This is a genomic window from Lysinibacillus sp. NPDC094403 (assembly GCF_050278745.1).
GTDB lineage: Bacteria > Bacillota > Bacilli > Bacillales_A > Planococcaceae > Lysinibacillus.
Genome location: NZ_JBNNTL010000011.1, coordinates 29,348 through 49,360 on the forward strand (window position 1 = coordinate 29,348; position 20,013 = coordinate 49,360).

The window sequence follows — 20,013 nt, forward strand, 5'->3', positions numbered from 1 at the left end:
CATTGAACAATTTGTGAAAACCGAATTTTTCTAGGCATAAGAACAGTTCTTTTCATTTTAGCATCCGTCACTTTTTTTCATTTATTTGCCAATCGTAGAGTTTCAAATGTGCTGAGCACTTGGTCATTGCTACCTGAGCAGTTTTTCTTAATAACCCGAGCACTTTTCACTCCTACCTGAGCGTTTCTCCGTTGAACCCGAGCACTCTTCTCTTTTACCTGAGTGTTTCTGAGGTTAGTATAAAAAGTGGACACGGAAAACTGAGAGTAGCTATGATAGAAATAACTATTTTAAAGGACGTGTACCGAATGACTAAAAAAATAACGCAAGAATATCGTGATTATGTTGTGAAATTAGTAGTAGAAGAAAATCGAAAAGTAACAGAATTATCGTATGAATTAGGGATTGGGGAATCTTCTATTCATCGCTGGGTAAAAAAGTATCGTGATGGAAAAAAGCAAGAAAATGGCGACGTGAAATATATAACCCCTTCGGAGCTAAAGAAGTTAGAAGCGACTTATGAAAAGAAACTTCGTGACTTAGAAGAGGAGAATGCAATTCTAAAAAAGGCGATGCACATCTTTGCCAAAAACCCGCAGTAGTGTTTGAATTTATTGAAGCGCATAAACGGGAGTTTTCGATTGTAAAGATGTGCCGTGTTTTAAAAGTGTCGACGAGCGGCTATTATAAATGGTTGGCAAAACAGGCAGCACCGATAACAGAAAAAGAAGAATATAAAATGAAAGTCACACAAAAAATTAAACAATCGTTTCATGAAAGCTATGGTACGTATGGCAGCCCGCGAGTACATAAAGATCTGTTGGAATGGGGTTATCCGCTTTCACAAAAAACAGTGGCAAATATCATGCGAGTACTGGAACTGTGCGCAACACAGCCGAGAAGCTATGTGACGACAACAGATTCAAGTCATGACGCACTGGTGTATCCTAATATACTGAAACGCATGTTTTATGTGGAAGAACCAGATCAAGTATGGGTCGCTGATATTACCTATATCCGAACGCTGGAGGGATGGGTGTATCTAGCGAGTATTATGGATCTGTATTCTCGTAAAATTGTAGCGTGGGAAATAGCCGATCATATGAAAGTAGATTTAGTGTTAATAGCTTTGAAAAAAGCGTTCTTAATACGCCGACCAAAAAAAGGACTCATTCATCATTCAGACCGAGGGGCGCAATACTGTTCAACGGAATATATCGAACTTTTAAAAAAGCATGGTTGCCAAATTAGTATGAGTAAAAAAGGTGACCCGTATGACAATGCCTGCATTGAATCGTTTCATGCGACCATAAAAAAAGAAATGATTTATCGCCAAAAATTCCAAACAAAGAAAGCAGCCTTCAAAGCGATAAATGGCTATATTTCAAATTTTTATAATGAACGTAGAAGACATTCGACCCTTGGCTATCGTTCACCGAACCAATTTGAACGCTTGACGTTACAGAAACACGCAAGTTAATCTCAAAACCGTTTCAAGCGATGGAAATCAATTGTTCGAGCTCTTTGAACAATTGACTTCCATTGCCCACCAAACGCAGTGCGGTAGCTTTAAAGCTCTCACTTTTTTATGTCCACTTTCTTGACAGAAGACCATTTCTACGATTTTATCCGTCCAACAGAAAAAGCCGCATGTACGCCTTTTCCACGACGCACACACGGCTTTCCAAATTCGATGATAATTAAGTAGTAGTAGATTTTTATTTCATAAAGTGAAACTTTAATCAGTGGGGTTTCTTTATCCGCCACTGATTATTAGTCTTCACCAATCGGGCTTTTACGGGCAGTTCATTACTGCCCGTTAATGCGGGATAAGTTTTTATGAACAGAATGCTTCTTCTTGCTTCGCTGATAATTCAATTTCAAAGCCTAAATCCTCAAGCATACGATAATCACTGTTTGCTTCTTGGCCTTCTGTTGTTAAGTAATCCCCAACAAAGATGCTGTTTGCTGCATATAGACCTAGTGGCTGAAGTGACCCAAGATTGACTTCACGTCCACCAGAAATACGAATTTCTTTTGTTGGATTAATATAACGGAACAACGCTAAAACTTTTAAACAATAGCGTGGATTTAGTTCCTTTGTCCCTTCTAGTTTCGTACCGTCAATCGCATTTAAGAAGTTGACAGGGATAGAATCCGCATCTAATTGATGAAGTGCACGTGCAATATTCACGACATCCTCTTTTGTTTCCTTCATACCAATAATGGCACCTGAGCAAGGTGATATTCCATGCTTTTTCGCAATTTCAACCGTATTAACACGATCTTCATACGTATGGGACGTTGTAATATAGGAGTGATGTCGTTCAGATGTATTTAAGTTATGGTTGTAACGATCCACCCCCGCTTCTTTTAATTGCTGTGCCTGTTCTTCTTTTAATAAGCCTAGACAAGCACATACTTTTAAGCCGTACTTCTCTTTAATTTCTGTAACAGCTTCACTTACTACATTGACATCCTTTCGAGTTGGCCCACGACCACTTGCCACGATACAATACGTACCAATTTTATTGTCAAATGCTCGTTTAGCCCCCTCTAAAATTTCCTCTTTCGTAATGAATGGATATTTTTCAATCGGTGCTGTTGATTTAGATGACTGTGAACAATAGCCACAATCTTCAGGACAATAACCGCTCTTGGCATTCATAATCATATTTAATTTTACTTTTTTCCCATAGTAGTGCTTACGAATAGCAAAAGCACCGTCCATTATCTTCAATAGCTCATCATCATCACTATTTAAAATAGCAAGAGCCTCCTCATTGCTAATGATTTTCCCTTCAATAACTTCCTCTGCTAACTGTAACCAATTCATTAAACATTCTCCCTCTCTACTTGTATAATCTATCAATTATGCCTCGGCATAATTGCGTCCGGAATCGGCTTTGTGCTTAGGCCTGCACGATGCAGGTCAGTTAGCCGTTATCGCATGGATGCGATGATTTTAGGCTAACATCCTCAAAGCATTCCTTTCCGATTCCGTGACATCCGCCGGAGGCTATAACTTATTTCAGCTAATGTTGGATATCCGCTAAAAAATAACTTAAATCTGCTTTTATCTCTCCACCTATAGAGGTGGGAGACTTCTGCTGAAAGAAGTTATTGCCCTTGCTGAATTAAATACTTTGTAAAGTCGCTCAGCCAAAAATGCAGAAGCTAATGCTAAGCAAAAATCTGCAACAATGCTGTTTAAAAAGCCAACTACGAAAATATGTGACCAACTCGTTTTCATGTGCAACCAAAAATTCAAAGATACATATAAATACGGAACTGCCACAGCATAAATAATAATAAGCCCGACAATATTTGCACTGATAAAATGTTTTCTCGTTGGAGCATCCACTCTTTCAATCATGAAACCAATTACTAAAGCAGCTAGTGCAAAGCCGATTAGGAAGCCAAATGTTGGTTGCAATACATAGGTGATGCCCCCACCTTGTGTAAAAACTGGCAAGCCAACTAAACCAACTCCTATGTAGACAAGTTGACTTTGAAATCCATTACGACTGCCGAGCAAGCAACCTGCTAAAAAAACAAAAACAATTTGTAAAGTAAAAGGAACTACAGGTAGCGGTATTTTAATAAATGCTCCGATTGCGGTTAAAGCGGCAAACATCGCAATCATCACGAGTGACAATGTTGATTGTCGTTTGAACAACTTACTCCCTCCCACTCCTCAAAAAATTGCAGAACCGTCTCTTTTGTTGTATCAATCATAAAACTCATTTCATCATCAGATATGACGTATGGAGGCATGAAATATAATATATTGCCAAGAGGACGAATCAATAAGCCTTTTGCCAAGGCACGTTTATATATTTGATAGCCGATACGTGCCTCACTTGGAAGTGGCTCCTTTGTTTCACGATTGGCTACAAGTTCAATAGCGCCGACTAGTCCTACCTGTCGATATTCGCCAACAAACGGTATCTCTTCAAATGCCTTCATAGCTAGCTTTCGCATACGTTCACCTTTGTTTTGTATCATTTCGATAACACGTTCCTCTTCAAACATTGTCAAAACTTCTAGGGCTACACGACAAGCCAGTGTATTACCAGAATAGCTATGAGAGTGTAAAAACGCTTTCATCGTGCCATAATCATCATAAAAAGCGTTGTAGACATCATCAGTTGTTAAAACAGCTGATAGTGGCAAATACCCACCTGTTAAACCTTTTGACAAGCACATAAAATCTGGAGCAATTCCCGCTTGCTCACAGGCAAATAATGTACCTGTTCGTCCAAAACCAACTGCAATTTCATCTGCGATTAAATGAATATCGTATTTTGTACAAAGTTCTCGTAATCGCTTCAAATAGATTGCAGGATACATTTTCATGCCAGCTGCTGCTTGAATGAGTGGCTCAATAATAACAGCTGTAATTTCTTCATGGTGCTGACTAAGCTCTTCCTCAACAAATTGTATACATTGAGCTTGACAGCTTTCAGGATTCTCCTTAAAAGGACATCGGAAGCAATCTGGCCCTTGTGCACGTATGGTATCCAATAAAAGTGGCTGATACACTTCGTTATACAACCCTACTCCTCCAACAGATAGGGCACCAAGTGTTTCACCGTGATAAGCATCCGTTAAGGCTAAAAAACGCTTTTTCGTTGTTTTTCCAGTTTGCATATGATACTGAAAACTCATTTTTAGTGCGACTTCAATAGCTGATGAGCCGTTGTCTGCAAAAAATACTTTATTTAAACCGTCCGGCGTTAAGGCTACTAATTTTTCTGCCACCTTAATTGCAGGTTCATGTGTAAAATTCGCAAAAATCGCATGTTCTAATGTAAATGCTTGATCGCTTAATGCTTGACTAATACGAGGATTCGCATGTCCAAATAAATTTACCCACCAAGAAGATACGGCATCTAAATAGCGATGATCATTTTCATCGTAAAGCCATACACCTTGTCCTTTTTTAATCACAACAGGTGGAAATTGCTCATAGTCCTTCATTTGTGAGCAAGGATGCCAAACATGCTGTAAATCTCTCATCTGCAATTCAGTTAATGCTTGTTTCATATTTGACCAACCTTTCAAACAATGATGTGTGTGAAATAGAGTAGTCAACAATCTGCGAAATTTCCCCCAGCTTTGGAATCGTCGCAAATGGCAAATTATGAAACTGTAGAATCATTTTCACATTATCTTGTTCCATCTTACTTCCAATGTCTCCATTAAATACAATGCCAAGAACCTCAACATTTCGAGTATGTAAAGCTTCAAGAGTTAGCAATGTGTGGTTAATCGTTCCTAGTGTTGTTCGTGTGACAAGAACAACTGGAAGCTTACTTTGAACGATTACATCAAGGAGAGTTTTTTCTCCATATGTATCTAATGGAACAAAAAGTCCCCCTGCTCCCTCACAAATTACGACATCGTATGATTGCTGTAATTTCTGAATTTGCTTTAATAGATGCTCCACATTAATTTGCTGGCCCTCCAGTTGCGCAGCAAAATGTGGAGATGCGGCTTCCTTAAACGAATAGCCATTTAAATTTTCTGGTTCCAGTCTTTGTAATGAATACTTTTCATACATTGCTGTATCGTAGTAATAGCAATGCCCATTCTCACAAACTTCGCCAGTTTGCACAGGCTTATAAGGTGTTACTTGTAGATCCTGCTGTTGTAATTGGCGCATCAGTAATGTAGTGATAACCGTTTTACCGACATCTGTATCTGTCCCAACAACCCAAAAATGTTGCATCGTTAACCTACCCCCTCTTTTTAAGTTAACCGTTTACAAAATTTAAGTTAACACATTTAATTTTATTTTGTAAATGCTATTTCCACATTTCTTCATAAACAACCCTTTTCTTTGTAGAAAATAGAGAATTTTGTGATAACTCAATAATTTTTTTCAACAACAAAAAACACTAGATCCTTACCTTGAGGTAAAAACTAGTGTTGGTAAATGTTTATTTTTCAAAAATTAATTAATATTTTTGTCCATTAGCCTTCGTTCCTATATCACTGATCCCCAAAGAGTCACCCAGCCGGAACGAAGATCAACTTATACATCGCATATGTTTCACAAATATCATCTTCAATTTTTGGGTGATAGCCAATAAATAATAAACGTAAATTAACACTCGGATATTTTTGTATTCAGTTTGCTTTCTATGCACATATAAAAAGTAAAATTTGTACTTAAGACCAATTTATATGTTTTGATCCTATGGAACTTTAGTGAAGAAAAATGTAACAATGACAAAAAAATATAGAAAAAGATAATAGTTTATGTTTAGATATTATTAGTAAATATTTCCTTTATAGTAAGGGTGTTCCCTAATGTCCATTCTGGTGCAGTTACTCGTTTTCGGAATAACAGGTTCGTTAGTATATTATGGTGTTTTCTATGGAACACCCATGTTAATAAAAAAGGGTGTTCCATTAATTTATGCTTTTTGGTTCTTTCTGTGGTTTCCTGTAATGAGTTTATTTCCAGTATCATTACTGCTTTATCATTTAGAGGGAAATGCTTGGACATGGCAAAATTTTTTGGAAAGGCTTCGTTTCAATCCTTTAACGGAAAACGATTGGTATTGGGTTGTGGGAGCAATTGTTTTTACAATAATCTCTGACCAATTTCTTGAACCTATAGGTAAGTTTTTTGCGAGACTTCCAATACTTGCCCCACCAAGTTATCTTCCAGCTCCTTTTAATCCATTAAAAAGAATGGAATTGCCTCCATCTGAATTTTTTGGTGTTTCGCTTTACGGTAATTGGAAAATGATAACCATATTTATTCCCTTACACCTTTTTGCTATGCTCAGTGAGGAACTAATGTGGAGAGGTTTTTTCCTACCTATCCAACAAGAACTTTTTGGGGATTGGGCTTGGGTAATAAATGGATTACTTTGGGCTTGGGTTGTTCATGCTTGTCTGAAGTGGCATTTTATCAATATGCTTCCTAGCATGCTTATTGCTCCATGGATTGCCCAGTTTACTAATTCAACATGGGCTTCTTTTGCAACCCATGCAATTGGAAATAGTTTATTATGGATTTTGTTGTTAGTGGGAATAATAAAAAAATCTAAACCTCAAAATTTAAAATCAATATAATTTTATAAATCAACTTTAAAACGTCTAGTTACATAAGTATATGAGTAAGAATATTATATAATCTACCTATTTTCATACTAATCCTTTATCAACTATATAAATTTGTCTTTTAGCTAGATTTTCATCATTCTCTAGAATATCCATTAGTTTCATCTATTTTCCGAATATTATCAAAAATTAAAGGATTTTACTCTTCGTTCGTGGTATTAAACTAAACGGGGGTGGCTGAATGTTTGGTATTTTTAAAGAATCAGAAAAGATTATTGATTCTTATGAGCATGTTAGTTTTATTTTAAAATCCTTGCTTACATACGAGCTAAAAGACTTGCCTATTCGCTATGAATTTTGGTATCGAGTGGCTATTCGTCAGGAAGAATTGCGAACGTTAAATACCGAGCATCGAGCAAAGATCTCTATGACTACAGCAGTAGGACGCTTTCACCAAACACAATACGAAGGAACGAAACAAAAGTTAGCAAAGCTTGAGCGTCTAGCAGATATGTATAAATCGTTTTGTATTGAGGAAGAACGAGAGGCATTAAACCATAGACTCCATTTCCAAAAAGAAGCGATATCCGAGCTATACGAGCATGCTCAAAATAAAGAGCTATATGTGTATTGTGATGCTGTACAGCGACAATTTTGGGATGCAGTCAGTGAGGACATATTAAATGCCATTGCCCACCTAGATTAAGAGATGGGCAATGGTAAGATTTATTCTTTTTATCTAATTCCGGTCGATTTCATCTTAAAATATCAATTGAAATAATAGCGGATTGATCCTAAAATTGACCGTACTTTTAACCCATCCCTCACAGTAACCTTCTACGCTTTTGTGCTTTTCTTTCTTTAGGATTCACTATTTTAATACATTCGTATAAATTAAAAACTTATGGTATTTTAATTAACACAAATGTATTTGAATTTAATTTGGAGGTTTTTTATGATTGCCTGGATTATTACTGCGGAAATAGCCTTTTGGATTGTTATTCTTGTTGGGCTTATTTGCAGATATGGTTTAAAAATGCCGAAACTGAGCATTTTCTTTTTTGCACTTACACCTGTTATTGATTTGTTACTTGTCATCCTCACTACGATGGACTTAAAAGCAGGTACTCCCGCTTCTACATCTCACGGAATAGCAGCCATCTATATTGGTGTCTCCATAGCCTATGGTAAAACGATGATTACATGGGCTGATCAAAAATTTCAACAGTGGTTTTTAAAATCTGGTTATAAAAATGAGCCATTAACTGGAATGAAAAAAGGTATGTATGAAATGAAATTGCTTAGTCAGCATATTGTTGCCTTTTTAATTGGTGCTGGATTATTGTATGCCATGTCTCTTTTCGTTGGTTCAAATTCTGATACAACTTCCCTATTTCAAGTAATGAAAGTTTGGGGTATTGTACTTGCGATCGATGCCGCAATTAGCATCTCATATGTTATATTTCCGAAAAAGTAATATGTAAAAACTTGAAACATTTTCCTCTTCCGTTCGTAAATAAACAAAGAGAGGAAGTGAATGACAATAGATATTAATATACATAAAGGTGGCTATGTAGAAAATGAAGCCATTATTTCAAACATTCAATTTCAAGTAAACAGTGGTGAGCTTGTTGGATTAATCGGTTCCAATGGGGCAGGCAAAAGCACAACCTTACAAGCAATGATGGGTGTCCTACCAATAGTGGACGGTCAAGTGACCATAGGAACCTATGGCTACGTACCAGAAAGGCCCATTTTGTATGAGTATTTTACATTGTGGGAGCATATAGATTTCCATTTGCGTGTAGCTGGTAAAGAGAATTCTTTAACCAATCGTGCGAAAGAATTACTGAAAATTTTTCAATTGGACCATAAGCTACACGATTATCCAACAACGTTTTCCAAAGGGATGCAACAAAAAGTGATGCTTATTTTAGCGTTCCTAGACAAGCATTCTACCTACATCTTAGATGAACCGTTTATGGGGCTAGATCCACAGGCAATGCGTAAGCTCTTAACGATTTTAGAAGAATTAAAAGCGCAAGGTGCCGCCATTTTAATGAGTACACATGCACTCGATACGGCAGAAAAAATATGTGATCGTTTCATTTTGATTGATCATGGGCGAATTTTACAGCAAGGTACACTCGCATCATTACGCTTAGCGGTGGAACAAGACAAAGCATCACTTCTTGATATTTTCGACACACTGCTTGAGGAAAATCACCATGACTAATTTAGCGCAGCAACGAAGAAAATTAGAGCGCTCTCACAATTTTAAGCTACTGGCAAGCATTATCGATTGGACAGTCGCCTTATATATTGTTGTGCCAGCTCTAGTCATTGGCTTTTTTCTTTATAAAGACTTTATCTTAAATATAAGTACATCATGGGTCGTACATATTCCGCTAGCCCTCTTTATTGTACTGTTATTGATTATTACACATATTGAAACTATTCGTACTTATTTGCACCGAGCCGATCGTCTTTTTTTAATCCAGAACCGAAAACAAATGATACGGTTAAAACGCTCTGGTCTTTTTTGGACGTTAAGTAAGCACCTAATTTTTCTTGTTTCTGCCATTACTCTTTTAGCACCCATTTTTATAATCGTTCATCATGTAACGATAGTAGAATTACTTATTTTACTTCTGCTACTATTGACAACTAATTTTACAAACGCAGTTTTACAATTAAGGCTTCGTAAATGGCAACAGCTACTCAGTAAAATTTTTATGTGTATTCTCGGTACAGCTTCCTTTTTGTATGTACCTATTATTATCACTGCACTTATTTATCTAATTCTTCTTGTTTATTGCACAAGCTATTATAATAGACATTTCGTCAATAGCACTAAATATTTTGATCAGCAGGTGGAGCTCGATCAAGCAACTTTTTATAAATGGCAAAGTCTTTTATTCCAGATTGCTCCTGAGCTTCGAAGTCAGTTAGTACCGAAATTAAAAAAGCCCCGCCTACTATGGAAAAATTCAAAGCGCATGTTTCGTCGTTCCGATTATTTTATAGAGGAACTAGTATGCAAAACCATGCTTCGCCAAAAACAGTATCGCTTAGGATATCTTCGTTTTTTATTGATGGGTATCGGACTCATCTTTATTGTGCCATCATGGGCGAAAATTATCGTGCTCGGAATTCTTTATTTTACTTTACGCTCAGTTATGCAATCGGTAATCCAGCAAATTTTGGAGCATAAAATTTGGACAATCTTTCAAGTATCCAATGAACAAATTCAAGCAGCTAGCAGTCGATTGCTAAAAGGATTCGTAGATTTCCCATTGTTGTGTGTCCTTATGATCCTAGTTATTGTTTCAGTCTTGTAAATAAAGACTCATAATATGAGATTGATTTCTGTTCCGACTGTGCGCTTCCTAACATCCCGACTTATAGTTTGTCTAAATTAAACAGGTGCCAGCTTAGTTTGCTAGCACCTGTTGTTTATTAATATTTATTATCTTCCATTCCTTGTAGAAGCATTTTTCTAAATTCCTGTGCTTGGTCAGCTTTAATGGCTACATTGTTATATCGTTTTTTAAGCCCCAGCATGAAAGTCACTTCCACAGGCTCCTTCATTTTTAAAATAAACTGTGGATATGCCGTGCCAAAATCACGTGCTATAAAATCAATTGTATCCTTGGATAATTTTCTTTCCAACTGTTCTTTATCCTCAATAAGCTCTTCAATCTGATCAAAGCGAATTTCTGCTCGTTTCATCAATCCTAAAGACAAATACAATTTATCAGATGTTACATAGACAGGATTTAAACGAATTGCCTGCATATCCGCAATAAAAAATAAAACAGAGTATACATTAAAAATAAGCAATAAAATTGAAAGAACCATTGATTTCTCATGTAACCACCAATGAATCCCTATTGTTTCAATGGCTATTCCATGGATTAGCATAATGATAAAGGCAATATAGCTCGAATTTTTATGCAAGGTTAAACCAGGACGCTCTTTTCTCTTCCAGCTTGCAAGAGCATAGTAAAATACTAAAAAATCAGCGCAAAGCATTTGTATAATAGGATGCTTCGGTGCATGTTTTTCAACTGCTCTGGGAAATGAGAACAAATCGGGTAAAGTAGTTGATCGTACATCCGATAGAATTCTCGGTATGTAACGAACAAGCGTTGCAACTAGTAAAATTTCTAATAAAATAATCGTACCTTCAATCGCAAACCCAGCCCAAGTCACCGCAACAAATGGCTGTAGATGTTCTATTGGAATAATAAAACGTGCTGCCATACAACCAGCCGCTGCTAAAATAACCGCTTGTTTTAAAGAAAACTTTCCTTTATACAGCAGAAATAAAACAGGCATAATAAGAACAAAATCAATTAATGAGCCAATAACAACTCCATTTGTTTCAGATGGTAAAATTGATATACCTAGTCCAGTGTTATAAAGCGTGTAATTGCTGGCAAGTACGACTAACAAAAATGCTAACCATATATTTTGCTTTTTCTTTAGTGCAATCATGTTAAATCTCTCCCTTTTACAAATGAATATCATTTATTTCATTAATAACTCCTTCTTTTAATACAATTTGATTTAGCTTTTGAACGACCTCTTTTAATTGCACGATCTCACTTAACTCAAGTTTTGAATAATATCTTGAGATAATAAATCGTTTTATTTCTTCCTCTCGTTCAAAATACTTAATACCTGAAGTATCGAGACTTACAAATATTTCACGTCGATTTTCAGGATTAATGCTTCGTGATACATATTGCTGCTCTTCAAGTTTACTAACTAGCTGACCGACAGCACTAGAAGTTATATTCATATAACTTGCAATCTGTCCAATCGTCACTCGGCTATTTTTTTGAATATAATCTAATAAAATGATTTGTTTAGGGGATAATTCATCACTTAATAAATTTTGATGTAACTTTATGAAATGGCTATCCATCGAATAAATAGCTTCATTTATTTCCTCTACAAGCTTATATATAAGTTCTTCATCTTTTGTCATCACTCATTCAATCCTTTAAGTAAAGTTAATAGTAAAGGTATCTTTACTATTAACTTTACTTTATTTTATATGGTTATTATTGTCAACTGTTTCAGCGATAAAGTGCAGTATTTAATCCAATAAATTCAATAATTTTTCACATGTCTTAACGAAATCAGAGCAAATTCTAAAAAAGAAGTAATACTACTGTTGAGACATTGATAATGGCAAAATAAAAGACCTCAAAATTAAGAGGTCGTTAGTTGTTTATTACTCTTCTACAATATTTAACTGTTTGTAATAGTTCTCTACAATTGGATGAATATCTGGGTTTGAATCGTAATAGGTATTGTCAATTTTATTTAGAGTGAATTTAATTTCTTTTTCGCCATCAAAAAGAGCAATACCATATCGCCAGCCTACACGTTCTTCTTGATTATCTTGTGGTGTAAATTCAATATCTTTAATCAGATTTAGGAATTCACCAATTTGCTCTTGCTTCGTTATCGTTTTAGAATAGCCCGTTGAACCATCTTGAATGATTATTTTATCTACATTTATTATTTTTGCATCCTTGAAAAATTCTTCTAATGATTGTTTTTTTTCATTCGAACAAGCAGAAAGTAAAACTAGAAATACGAATAAAATCAGGAACATAGATTTTTTCATTCATCCACCTCCAAGTTTTTTCTACTACCCATTAAAAGGATTAAATTACAAAAGTTACACCATAGTAATAGATAGATTTTAGTATCAGAAAAATTCAATATTTGTAAATTGTACCAAAATAACATTAAGATAGTGCGATTCATTGCAAGCGCGGGTATTCCCCTCTCTTCAGCGGATATCCTCTTGCTTGCGCAGGCCGCTTCTGCTTCTTTTCCACTTCTAAATTCTGCTATGCTTTATAAAAAAACTGTTTACGATAAACATGTGGAGAGTATCCTGTATATTTTTTAAATTTTTCAATATAGTAACTTACTGTACTAAAGCCTGTTGTTGTTGCAATTGTAGTGATCGATTGCTCACTATCACGTAATAGCTCCATACTTTTGCGAAGTCGATAGTGTAATAAGTATGTGAATGGTGTCGTACCAACCATTTTTTTGAAAAAGCGACTACATTCTGCACGACTTAAAAATACATGTGCAGCTAAATTTTCTAAAGATATCTTCTCTTGATAATGAGCATGTAAATAATCAAGCATATCCTTTGCTCGTTCATGTTGGACAATAATTGCTGGATCTAGTATTTCTTCGGTTAGCATCGATTGTGACAAAATAGTTTCCCAAATGACTAATAGCTCTCTCCATACCTTTAGCTCATAAAAAATGGCTTGCTCTTGCAGTAATTTCGCCACGATTTCTACTTTTTGCGCCAATTGGCCAGAAAGCTTTACAAAGGGCAATCTATTGCTCGTTATATAAGGCAATACATATTTAGTAGCAAAAATACTGTCCTTAGGTCCGCCCAATAATAACGGATCCACGTTAATACAAAAAGTTGTAGCCCGCTCTATTTGAAAAGGCTTTGCTTCATGTAAACCTGATGCATTGATAAATAGTCCCTCTCCCTCCACTAGCACAAAGACATCTGCTCCTACTCGATATTCCACACGACCGCTTTTCACATAGACAAATTGAATTTCCTTATGCCAATGTAACGGTAAAAAATCCAAACTATCTAGTCGCAAAACCGTCTCATATAGGGCAACTGGAAATTCTTTCGTCCCATGTATCGTTAGTTCTTGTAAATCCTTCGCGATTTTAATGTGTGTTAACGCCACCGCTTAGTTCACCTCAATATGTTGATATTTTTAATCCTATAAATCGATATTTCTTGTGCTTAACATTCATTATAATTGCTTTATATTGATAGTTTAGGAGATGTTTTAAAAATGAATCAATCAGCACAGAAAAATCGTACTCTTGGTTTTATTCTTGTCATTTTAGGGGCAAGTTTTTGGGGTATTGGCGGTACCGTCGCACAAAAGCTGTTTCAGCAGGAAAATATTGAGGTTGGCTGGCTCGTTTCCAGTCGACTTCTTTTAGCTGGCCTATTACTCATTACTGCCTATAAAATTACACATCGTAAAGAGTCTATTTTTGTGATGTGGCGGACAAAGCAAAATGCTTTTAGACAAATTTTATTTAGTTTACTTGGAATGCTGGCGGTTCAATATACGTATATGATGTCGATTTCTATAGGCAACTCTGCTGTTGCGACATTATTACAATATTTAGCACCACTCTTCATTATGGCCTATTATTTAATAACAAAGCACAGTCAATTGTCAAAACAAGACGGGATAGCTGTGACTCTAACACTTGTTGGTACTTTTTTATTACTAACAAATGGCTCCTTGTCAACACTTTCTGTTCCTGCGATGGCAGTGTTTTGGGGGATATTATCGGGTCTTTCGGCTGCTTTTTATACGTTATATGCCGTCCCACTATTACAGCAGTTTCACTCATTGCTAGTTGTAGGCTGGTCAATGCTTATTGGCGGGATTGTGATGAGCTTTTTCCATCAGCCATGGCAAATAAACATGTCAAACTGGGCATTTTCGACAATTGCTTACTTTTTGTTTATCGTTATTTTTGGGACAATGCTAGCGTTTTGGTTTTATATTGCTAGTTTGCAGTATTTATCGCCAAAAGAGACTAGTTTACTTGGAAGCCTTGAACCTCTAACAGCCGTTATTACAAGTGTGCTTTGGCTTAAAATTGCCTTTGGTGGCTTTCAGTTTATTGGGACAATGCTTATTCTCTGTATGATTTTATATCTCACAGTTTTTCAGAAAAAGCACTCATAGGAAAGTTTAACTAAATTTAGATAATCCTAAAAATTTTAGTCTTAAATTCCTATATCAAATTATATAAATCATGAATCCATACATAAAATTTACATTATTTATATATCTTTTTTCCTTGTCTGTCCAGTATACTGAAAATACCATCATTCAAGGGGGAATATTTATGGATAAAAAGGTTATTTTTTTCGAGGTTCGTGGCGGCACAGATAAGGGCCCAGACGGCTATCGAAAAGATACCATGCCAATGGTGAATGCACTAAAAGAACGTGGACAGGATGCAGAAGTCATTTTCTTTGATGTGACGAAAAAAGAGGAAATTTTTAATTACGTCAAAGAGCATGGTATTGCCTATGTATCACGTATTAATCCAGGAAACTTACAGCATGAAAAAGAGTACTTTGAGATGTTGCGTGAGCTATGTAATGCGGGTGTCATTGGTATGCCTCATCCTGATGCAATGATTGGCTATGGATCTAAAGATGTATTATCAAAGCTATCATCTACAAATTTAGTGCCTGATGATACATTTGCTTATTATTCGATTGAAGCATTTAAAGCTCAATTCCCTACCTCTCTTGCAATTACTGAACGCGTCCTAAAGCAAAATCGTGGATCGACGGGCGAAGGTATATGGAGAGTTAAATTGGTTGAACCTCTTGCTGAGGGAATTACAGAAGTACCGCTTGATGCGGAAATTAAATGTACAGAAGCAAAGGATAATCATGTGGAATATTGGAAACTTAGCGACTTCATGACGTTCTGTGAGCAATACATTACAGGTCCAAATGGCATGCTAATAGATATGCGCTTCCTGCCTCGTATTACTGAAGGCGAAATCCGATTATTTATGTTACGTGATAAACCAGTTCAGGTAGTACATAAAAAACCAGCAGATTCCGAGGATGCATTTAGTGCAACACTGTTCTCAGGGGCGCAATATCGCTATGATGCTCCAGAAGACTGGGAAGAGCTTGTCCAAAACTTTTTAACTCAACTACCACTCGTAACTAGTTTACTAGGCAATTATGCTTTACCACTCATTTGGACAGCCGATTTCATGCTTGATACAAACGAAGCTGGCGAAGATTGCTATATTTTAGGGGAAATGAATTGTTCATGTGTAGGCTTTACTTCTGAACTCTCTTTAGCACATCAAGTAGCAGAGGAAATTCTCGCTTGTATCCATGAAAATGCCGAAGTCTCAGCGTAAAGTGGACTTTAAGCAATGGTGCTTTTACTGACCGTTAATACAGGATAAATGAAAAAAGTGCGATCTTTTGTGATCGCACTTTTCATATATAGATCTTAATAGCTTGTATAAATTCATAGATAAAATATCCAGCAAAGCAAATTAGTAATACACCCGCTACCATTGTAAGCGACTTAATGACCTTACGACTCATCGCTTTACGGGTAACTGAAACAATGGTCATCAAGCCAATATCATGCAACAATATGCCACTCAGAACCCCTGCAGCAATCACTAAAAAGTTTGCTGACTCTCCTTGCCCATAAGATTTAGCTAGTACAACACCGAAAACATTTACCCAAAATACTAGATTTCCTGGCGAAATGGCAACTAGTAAACCATTACGATAAGAAGTAAAAAACGATTTTGTCACTTTCTCTCCTGCAAGCGTAATATCATGATCAGCATTTTTGATAGAATCCAGCCCTAAAAGGAATAAAAAGCCAGCCCCTATAATCCACATAGGAATTTGAATGATAGGCATCGCTAAAATGGACGCTAGTCCCATATACAATGCAAAAACCAATACAATATCAATTGTCATACCACCAAGCCCGACAGCCCAACCATGCATAAAACCATTTTTTAGTCCTTGCTTTGTCATTTCTACTGTGATGGCCCCAACAGGCATGGCAATCGCAAGACCTACCAATACATACGCTACATATAAACTCAAATAAACACTTCTTTCATAATCAATTTCGCCTTGGCGTAATTGCCGCTGACGCTTTGCTTTCGCGCAGAAAACATTTGTAGCTGACTCTTTGCTTTCGCTACAGAAAACATTTGCCGCTGTCGCTTCGCTTTCGCGCAGATAAACAATGCGTCCGGATTTTGAATTGTGCCCGCACAATTCATTCCTTTCAAAATCCGTGACATCCGCCGGAGGCTTTATCTTCATTCAGTAGGCGTTAGAACACCCACTTAAAAGGAACCACCTCCGCATTCATTTCTTCAAATTTAGAGGGGGGAGTCTTCAACTGAATGAAGATAAGATAAGTTTCATACGTCCGTTTATAATTGTATTATAGCATAAAAATACACAAAATGTCATTTTTACTAATAAATATTCATTTTTTTATATGCTAACACTTTATTTATTTGTATGAAATTATTGGGAAACCTATTCTTATTGCTATTTAAGTTTTTTTGATGCTTATCTGAGCATTTTTGTCTACTAAAAAGATTTCATGTGAAAATTTTTCTTTTTCACTAACTCATTCATTTACTTATAACTCCGTTATCATATATACAATTAATGCAATGAAAAAAGAATGAAAGAAACCATTTCAATCCTTCAATTAAACCCCATTTTTCAAATAATCAAGCAAAAAGAAAAAGGCTTTATCAAAAGAACTATTTTACTTGCCTTTTGATAAAGCTTCAGTTGCTTAAAAATACAAAGGTGATCTGCCGTAATATTTATCGTTTTTCTAACTTTTTTACATAAGAAAATACCTTTTGGACATACTCACGAGTTTCATCAATTGGCGGAATACCAGAATGTTTTATCACTTTATCTGGTCCTGCATTATATGCCGCAACAACTAATTCCCAATCCTTAAACTGATCAAAAAGCTCTTTCAGAAATCGTGCAGCACCTTCAATCGATTGAATGGGGTCACAAGGATTGACAGATAACCAATTGGCGGTTTGTGGCAATAATTGCATTAATCCAATCGCCCCCTTTCTTGATACTTTATTTGGGTCACCACTGCTTTCAGCTAACATAATACCAAATAATACAGGAAAAGGAATTTCGTGTTTTATCGAATAATTTCTGATAGGTGTTACCCAATTTAAAATCCGTTCATCTTCTATTATTTCTGGAGAGAGAATTATATCATCTATTTTGGGGATTTCTTGCACTTTTAGTACTTGATCTATAAAAATGGTATCAGAAAAAAGTTGGTTGAACTCTTTCAGCTGACTGATTGTGACTCCAAATCTTTCTGATATGCCCCATAAAGTATCTCCTTTTTTCACAACGTAATGTTTATATTTTCGATTAGCATCATTCTGAATAGTCCCTCACCTCTCAAGTAAAAAATAATAATCTCACTTTAAAACATTAGCATTTCATTTATAGTTACAATTTTATAGTTCATATCCAAAGCTTTTTCAATCATATATGGAAGGGCCTTAAGGGACGATTCGGTTGGATGCATCAAAATGATGGAGCCATTCTTAATGTTAGGGACAATTATATCAATAATCTCATTTGGGTTATCAATTTTCCAATCAATCGTATCCAGTGACCATAAGACAGTAACCATCTCAAGTCGTGTGGCTATTTCAAGGATTCTCGAATCGAAATATCCATATGGTGGAGTAAAGTATTTAGGCTTAACCCCTAATAGCTCATTGATTATTTCATTGGTTTTAGTAATCTCCATTTGAATTTCATCTACTGATAATGTTTTCATATCCTTGTGAGAATATGAGTGATTCCCAATCTCATGATTTGAATCTTTAATCATAAGTGCCAATTCAGGATTCTGTTCAACCCACCTTCCTTCGAGAAAAAAAGTAAGGTTAATATCCCTTTTCTTTAGTAGTTCTAATAATTTTATTAGATACTCATTTCCCCAAGCTACATTTACGATAAAAGTAATGATTGGAATGATTTCGTTCCCATGATAGATAGGCATCAAGGATTTATTATTATTCATATAGTTTTCTCCTTGCTATTGTGATTCTTTAATGTATGTAAAAACAAATAAAAAGAATGTTTATATATCATACAATTACTCAAACAAATTTCTAATTATAAAACCTATTTATATCGCGCTGGGCCAACATCTTATACAGCCTTCTAAATTAGACATATGATATTTTTGAGGCACTTTTTATATCAATTTTTAAAATTCGACTAACAGTTGGTGAAAAAGAAGAATGAACGTACAGAAAATCGATATTTATGTTGATGGCCATCCAATCCAATGCAATTACTGTGAAAGTAAAGGATATATGATGGTTTCAGCCTTATTCTTTAAGCATACGAATGCCTTAGTAGACTATGACGGGGAAAAACGGTCAATAGAACTGGAAAAAAATGATATAAAAATAACCTTGTTTAAAGATCAATTTGTGGTCTTAATAGAAAAAGAAAATCAACTAAAAATAGAAACTTTGAAGGTTTCGCCAATTGAGATTAATGAAGTAATCTTCATACCGTTTCAATACGTTACTCAAATACTTAAAATGTCCATTTTGGAATGTTCAACGGGAGGAACAATCAATTTAAGGACCAATAATTCAGTAAAAAGTAATGAAACAGTTTTTTATAAAGGCCAGAAAAATAAAAAAATGGCTGCTCTAACCTTTGATGATGGGCCGGATGATATTTATACACCTCAAATTTTAGATATCCTTAAAGGAAAAAGAGTCAAAGCAACCTTCTTTGTGGTTGGTCAACAAGTTAGGTGGGAACCTGAAGTCTTTAAAAGAATTCTTCGAGAAGGTCATGAAATCGGTAATCATAGCTGGAGCCATCCAAACTTTATAGAGCTAACAACATCGGAGCTGAAAAATGAAATTAAATCCACCGAAACAGAAATTCGTTCACATACAGGAAAATCTACAACACTTCTTCGTCCCCCATATGGTTTTATTACGCATTCGGACATTCAAATCATTAATGAATTAGGTTATAAGATCATCATGTGGTCAGTAGATACACTTGATTGGTCGGGTTTAACAAATGAGGAGATTATGTCGATTGTAAATAGGGATTTAACAGAAGGGGCCATTATATTACAGCATTCCTTTAAAAATACAACTGGCAGGCTCGATGGAACTGTAAAGGCTTTGCCTGAAATTATTGATAAGTTAATAAGAGAAGGTTATGAAATTGTCACGATACCAAAGTTACTAGAATAATATTTAAATTGT

22 protein-coding genes are annotated in these 20,013 nt (G+C 35.7%); 10 read left to right on the forward strand and 12 right to left on the reverse strand.

Annotated elements, in window-relative coordinates; genetic code table 11:
• Positions 1–308: 308 nt before the first annotated feature.
• Entirely contained in the window at positions 309–602 is a 294-nt protein-coding gene (locus ACQKMV_RS15900) for a transposase (protein WP_427505128.1), read from the forward strand.
• Positions 602–1,480, forward strand: coding sequence for an IS3 family transposase (locus ACQKMV_RS15905; protein WP_427505130.1), 879 nt, complete (start codon positions 602–604; stop codon positions 1,478–1,480). The genes ACQKMV_RS15900 and ACQKMV_RS15905 overlap by 1 nt, the downstream gene beginning before the upstream one ends.
• 357 nt (positions 1,481–1,837) lie before the next feature.
• Here ACQKMV_RS15905 and bioB read toward each other — a convergent pair whose 3' ends face one another.
• The 4 genes from bioB to bioD form a co-directional block, all read right to left on the reverse strand.
• A complete protein-coding gene (gene bioB, locus ACQKMV_RS15910) occupies positions 1,838–2,836 on the reverse strand; it encodes a biotin synthase BioB (protein ID WP_427505131.1) in 999 nt (332 codons plus the stop codon).
• A gap of 252 nt (positions 2,837–3,088) precedes the next feature.
• Positions 3,089–3,679, reverse strand: a complete 591-nt coding sequence (locus ACQKMV_RS15915) for a biotin transporter BioY (RefSeq protein ID WP_427505133.1) — start codon at positions 3,677–3,679, stop codon at positions 3,089–3,091.
• On the reverse strand, positions 3,646–5,049 hold the full coding sequence (bioA, locus tag ACQKMV_RS15920) for an adenosylmethionine--8-amino-7-oxononanoate transaminase (RefSeq protein ID WP_427505134.1): 1,404 nt from the start codon (positions 5,047–5,049) through the stop codon (positions 3,646–3,648). The genes ACQKMV_RS15915 and bioA overlap by 34 nt, the downstream gene beginning before the upstream one ends.
• Positions 5,030–5,734 carry a dethiobiotin synthase gene (gene bioD, locus ACQKMV_RS15925; RefSeq protein WP_427505135.1) on the reverse strand — a complete coding sequence of 235 codons (705 nt, stop codon included), beginning with the start codon at positions 5,732–5,734 and terminating at the stop codon, positions 5,030–5,032. The genes bioA and bioD overlap by 20 nt, the downstream gene beginning before the upstream one ends.
• 584 nt (positions 5,735–6,318) lie before the next feature.
• Here bioD and ACQKMV_RS15930 point away from each other — a divergent pair.
• The 5 genes from ACQKMV_RS15930 (at position 6,319) to ACQKMV_RS15950 (ending at position 10,421) form a co-directional block, all read left to right on the forward strand.
• Positions 6,319–7,092, forward strand: coding sequence for a CPBP family glutamic-type intramembrane protease (locus tag ACQKMV_RS15930; protein ID WP_427505136.1), 774 nt, complete (start codon positions 6,319–6,321; stop codon positions 7,090–7,092).
• A gap of 229 nt (positions 7,093–7,321) precedes the next feature.
• Entirely contained in the window at positions 7,322–7,786 is a 465-nt protein-coding gene (locus ACQKMV_RS15935) for a hypothetical protein (protein WP_427505138.1), read from the forward strand.
• Between the two features lie 249 nt (positions 7,787–8,035).
• Positions 8,036–8,557 (forward strand): hypothetical protein, encoded by a 522-nt coding sequence (locus ACQKMV_RS15940; protein WP_427505139.1) that lies wholly within the window; start codon positions 8,036–8,038, stop codon positions 8,555–8,557.
• 60 nt (positions 8,558–8,617) lie between these two features.
• The gene (locus ACQKMV_RS15945) at positions 8,618–9,316 is read left to right on the forward strand and encodes an ABC transporter ATP-binding protein (RefSeq protein WP_427505141.1); all 699 of its coding nucleotides are present in this window, start codon (positions 8,618–8,620) and stop codon (positions 9,314–9,316) included.
• Positions 9,309–10,421, forward strand: a complete 1,113-nt coding sequence (locus tag ACQKMV_RS15950) for an ABC transporter permease (protein WP_427505142.1) — start codon at positions 9,309–9,311, stop codon at positions 10,419–10,421. The genes ACQKMV_RS15945 and ACQKMV_RS15950 overlap by 8 nt, the downstream gene beginning before the upstream one ends.
• Before the next feature lie 118 nt (positions 10,422–10,539).
• On the opposite strand, the gene ACQKMV_RS15955 is transcribed toward ACQKMV_RS15950, so the two are convergent.
• The 4 genes from ACQKMV_RS15955 to ACQKMV_RS15970 form a co-directional block, all read right to left on the reverse strand.
• The gene (locus ACQKMV_RS15955; RefSeq protein ID WP_427505143.1) at positions 10,540–11,580 is read right to left on the reverse strand and encodes a beta-carotene 15,15'-monooxygenase; all 1,041 of its coding nucleotides are present in this window, start codon (positions 11,578–11,580) and stop codon (positions 10,540–10,542) included.
• A 16-nt stretch (positions 11,581–11,596) separates the two neighbouring features.
• Positions 11,597–12,076, reverse strand: coding sequence for a MarR family winged helix-turn-helix transcriptional regulator (locus tag ACQKMV_RS15960; RefSeq protein WP_427505144.1), 480 nt, complete (start codon positions 12,074–12,076; stop codon positions 11,597–11,599).
• Positions 12,077–12,325: 249 nt separating this feature from the next.
• Positions 12,326–12,724, reverse strand: a complete 399-nt coding sequence (locus tag ACQKMV_RS15965) for a hypothetical protein (protein ID WP_427505146.1) — start codon at positions 12,722–12,724, stop codon at positions 12,326–12,328.
• A 229-nt stretch (positions 12,725–12,953) separates the two neighbouring features.
• Positions 12,954–13,841, reverse strand: a complete 888-nt coding sequence (locus tag ACQKMV_RS15970; RefSeq protein ID WP_427505148.1) for an AraC family transcriptional regulator — start codon at positions 13,839–13,841, stop codon at positions 12,954–12,956.
• A 111-nt stretch (positions 13,842–13,952) separates the two neighbouring features.
• Here ACQKMV_RS15970 and ACQKMV_RS15975 point away from each other — a divergent pair, with 111 nt between their 5' ends.
• Both ACQKMV_RS15975 and ACQKMV_RS15980 read left to right on the forward strand, forming a co-directional pair.
• Positions 13,953–14,870, forward strand: a complete 918-nt coding sequence (locus tag ACQKMV_RS15975; RefSeq protein WP_427505149.1) for a DMT family transporter — start codon at positions 13,953–13,955, stop codon at positions 14,868–14,870.
• 163 nt (positions 14,871–15,033) lie between these two features.
• The gene (locus ACQKMV_RS15980) at positions 15,034–16,080 is read left to right on the forward strand and encodes a Cj0069 family protein (protein ID WP_427505150.1); all 1,047 of its coding nucleotides are present in this window, start codon (positions 15,034–15,036) and stop codon (positions 16,078–16,080) included.
• An 82-nt stretch (positions 16,081–16,162) separates the two neighbouring features.
• Here ACQKMV_RS15980 and ACQKMV_RS15985 read toward each other — a convergent pair whose 3' ends face one another.
• The 4 genes from ACQKMV_RS15985 to ACQKMV_RS16000 form a co-directional block, all read right to left on the reverse strand.
• On the reverse strand, positions 16,163–16,795 hold the full coding sequence (locus tag ACQKMV_RS15985) for a LysE family transporter (RefSeq protein WP_427423497.1): 633 nt from the start codon (positions 16,793–16,795) through the stop codon (positions 16,163–16,165).
• A complete protein-coding gene (locus tag ACQKMV_RS15990; protein ID WP_427505151.1) occupies positions 16,792–16,986 on the reverse strand; it encodes a hypothetical protein in 195 nt (64 codons plus the stop codon). Before ACQKMV_RS15990 ends, ACQKMV_RS15985 begins: the two co-directional genes overlap by 4 nt.
• 555 nt (positions 16,987–17,541) lie before the next feature.
• Positions 17,542–18,105: a lytic transglycosylase gene (locus ACQKMV_RS15995; RefSeq protein ID WP_427505153.1), complete on the reverse strand. Its 564-nt coding sequence runs from the start codon at positions 18,103–18,105 to the stop codon at positions 17,542–17,544.
• A gap of 77 nt (positions 18,106–18,182) precedes the next feature.
• Positions 18,183–18,791 (reverse strand): polysaccharide deacetylase family protein, encoded by a 609-nt coding sequence (locus ACQKMV_RS16000; RefSeq protein WP_427505154.1) that lies wholly within the window; start codon positions 18,789–18,791, stop codon positions 18,183–18,185.
• 223 nt (positions 18,792–19,014) lie between these two features.
• Between ACQKMV_RS16000 and ACQKMV_RS16005 the strand changes: the two genes are divergently transcribed.
• Complete coding sequence (locus ACQKMV_RS16005) at positions 19,015–20,001, forward strand: polysaccharide deacetylase family protein (RefSeq protein WP_427505155.1); 987 nt, start codon at positions 19,015–19,017, stop codon at positions 19,999–20,001.
• Positions 20,002–20,013: the final 12 nt, after the last annotated feature.

Bases quoted from the DNA above. Each gene is read 5' to 3' on its own strand.
- ACQKMV_RS15975 (WP_427505149.1), top strand. From the start codon at position 13,953: ATGAATCAATCAGCACAGAAAAATCGTACTCTTGGTTTTATTCTTGTC.
- ACQKMV_RS15965 (WP_427505146.1), bottom strand. From the start codon at position 12,724: ATGAAAAAATCTATGTTCCTGATTTTATTCGTATTTCTAGTTTTACTT.
- bioB (WP_427505131.1), bottom strand. From the start codon at position 2,836: ATGAATTGGTTACAGTTAGCAGAGGAAGTTATTGAAGGGAAAATCATT.
- ACQKMV_RS15980 (WP_427505150.1), top strand. From the start codon at position 15,034: ATGGATAAAAAGGTTATTTTTTTCGAGGTTCGTGGCGGCACAGATAAG.
- ACQKMV_RS16005 (WP_427505155.1), top strand. From the start codon at position 19,015: ATGAACGTACAGAAAATCGATATTTATGTTGATGGCCATCCAATCCAA.
- ACQKMV_RS15960 (WP_427505144.1), bottom strand. From the start codon at position 12,076: ATGACAAAAGATGAAGAACTTATATATAAGCTTGTAGAGGAAATAAAT.
- bioD (WP_427505135.1), bottom strand. From the start codon at position 5,734: ATGCAACATTTTTGGGTTGTTGGGACAGATACAGATGTCGGTAAAACG.
- bioA (WP_427505134.1), bottom strand. From the start codon at position 5,049: ATGAAACAAGCATTAACTGAATTGCAGATGAGAGATTTACAGCATGTT.
- ACQKMV_RS15930 (WP_427505136.1), top strand. From the start codon at position 6,319: ATGTCCATTCTGGTGCAGTTACTCGTTTTCGGAATAACAGGTTCGTTA.
- ACQKMV_RS15900 (WP_427505128.1), top strand. From the start codon at position 309: ATGACTAAAAAAATAACGCAAGAATATCGTGATTATGTTGTGAAATTA.
- ACQKMV_RS15935 (WP_427505138.1), top strand. From the start codon at position 7,322: ATGTTTGGTATTTTTAAAGAATCAGAAAAGATTATTGATTCTTATGAG.
- ACQKMV_RS15940 (WP_427505139.1), top strand. From the start codon at position 8,036: ATGATTGCCTGGATTATTACTGCGGAAATAGCCTTTTGGATTGTTATT.
- ACQKMV_RS16000 (WP_427505154.1), bottom strand. From the start codon at position 18,791: ATGAATAATAATAAATCCTTGATGCCTATCTATCATGGGAACGAAATC.
- ACQKMV_RS15945 (WP_427505141.1), top strand. From the start codon at position 8,618: ATGACAATAGATATTAATATACATAAAGGTGGCTATGTAGAAAATGAA.
- ACQKMV_RS15950 (WP_427505142.1), top strand. From the start codon at position 9,309: ATGACTAATTTAGCGCAGCAACGAAGAAAATTAGAGCGCTCTCACAAT.
- ACQKMV_RS15955 (WP_427505143.1), bottom strand. From the start codon at position 11,580: ATGATTGCACTAAAGAAAAAGCAAAATATATGGTTAGCATTTTTGTTA.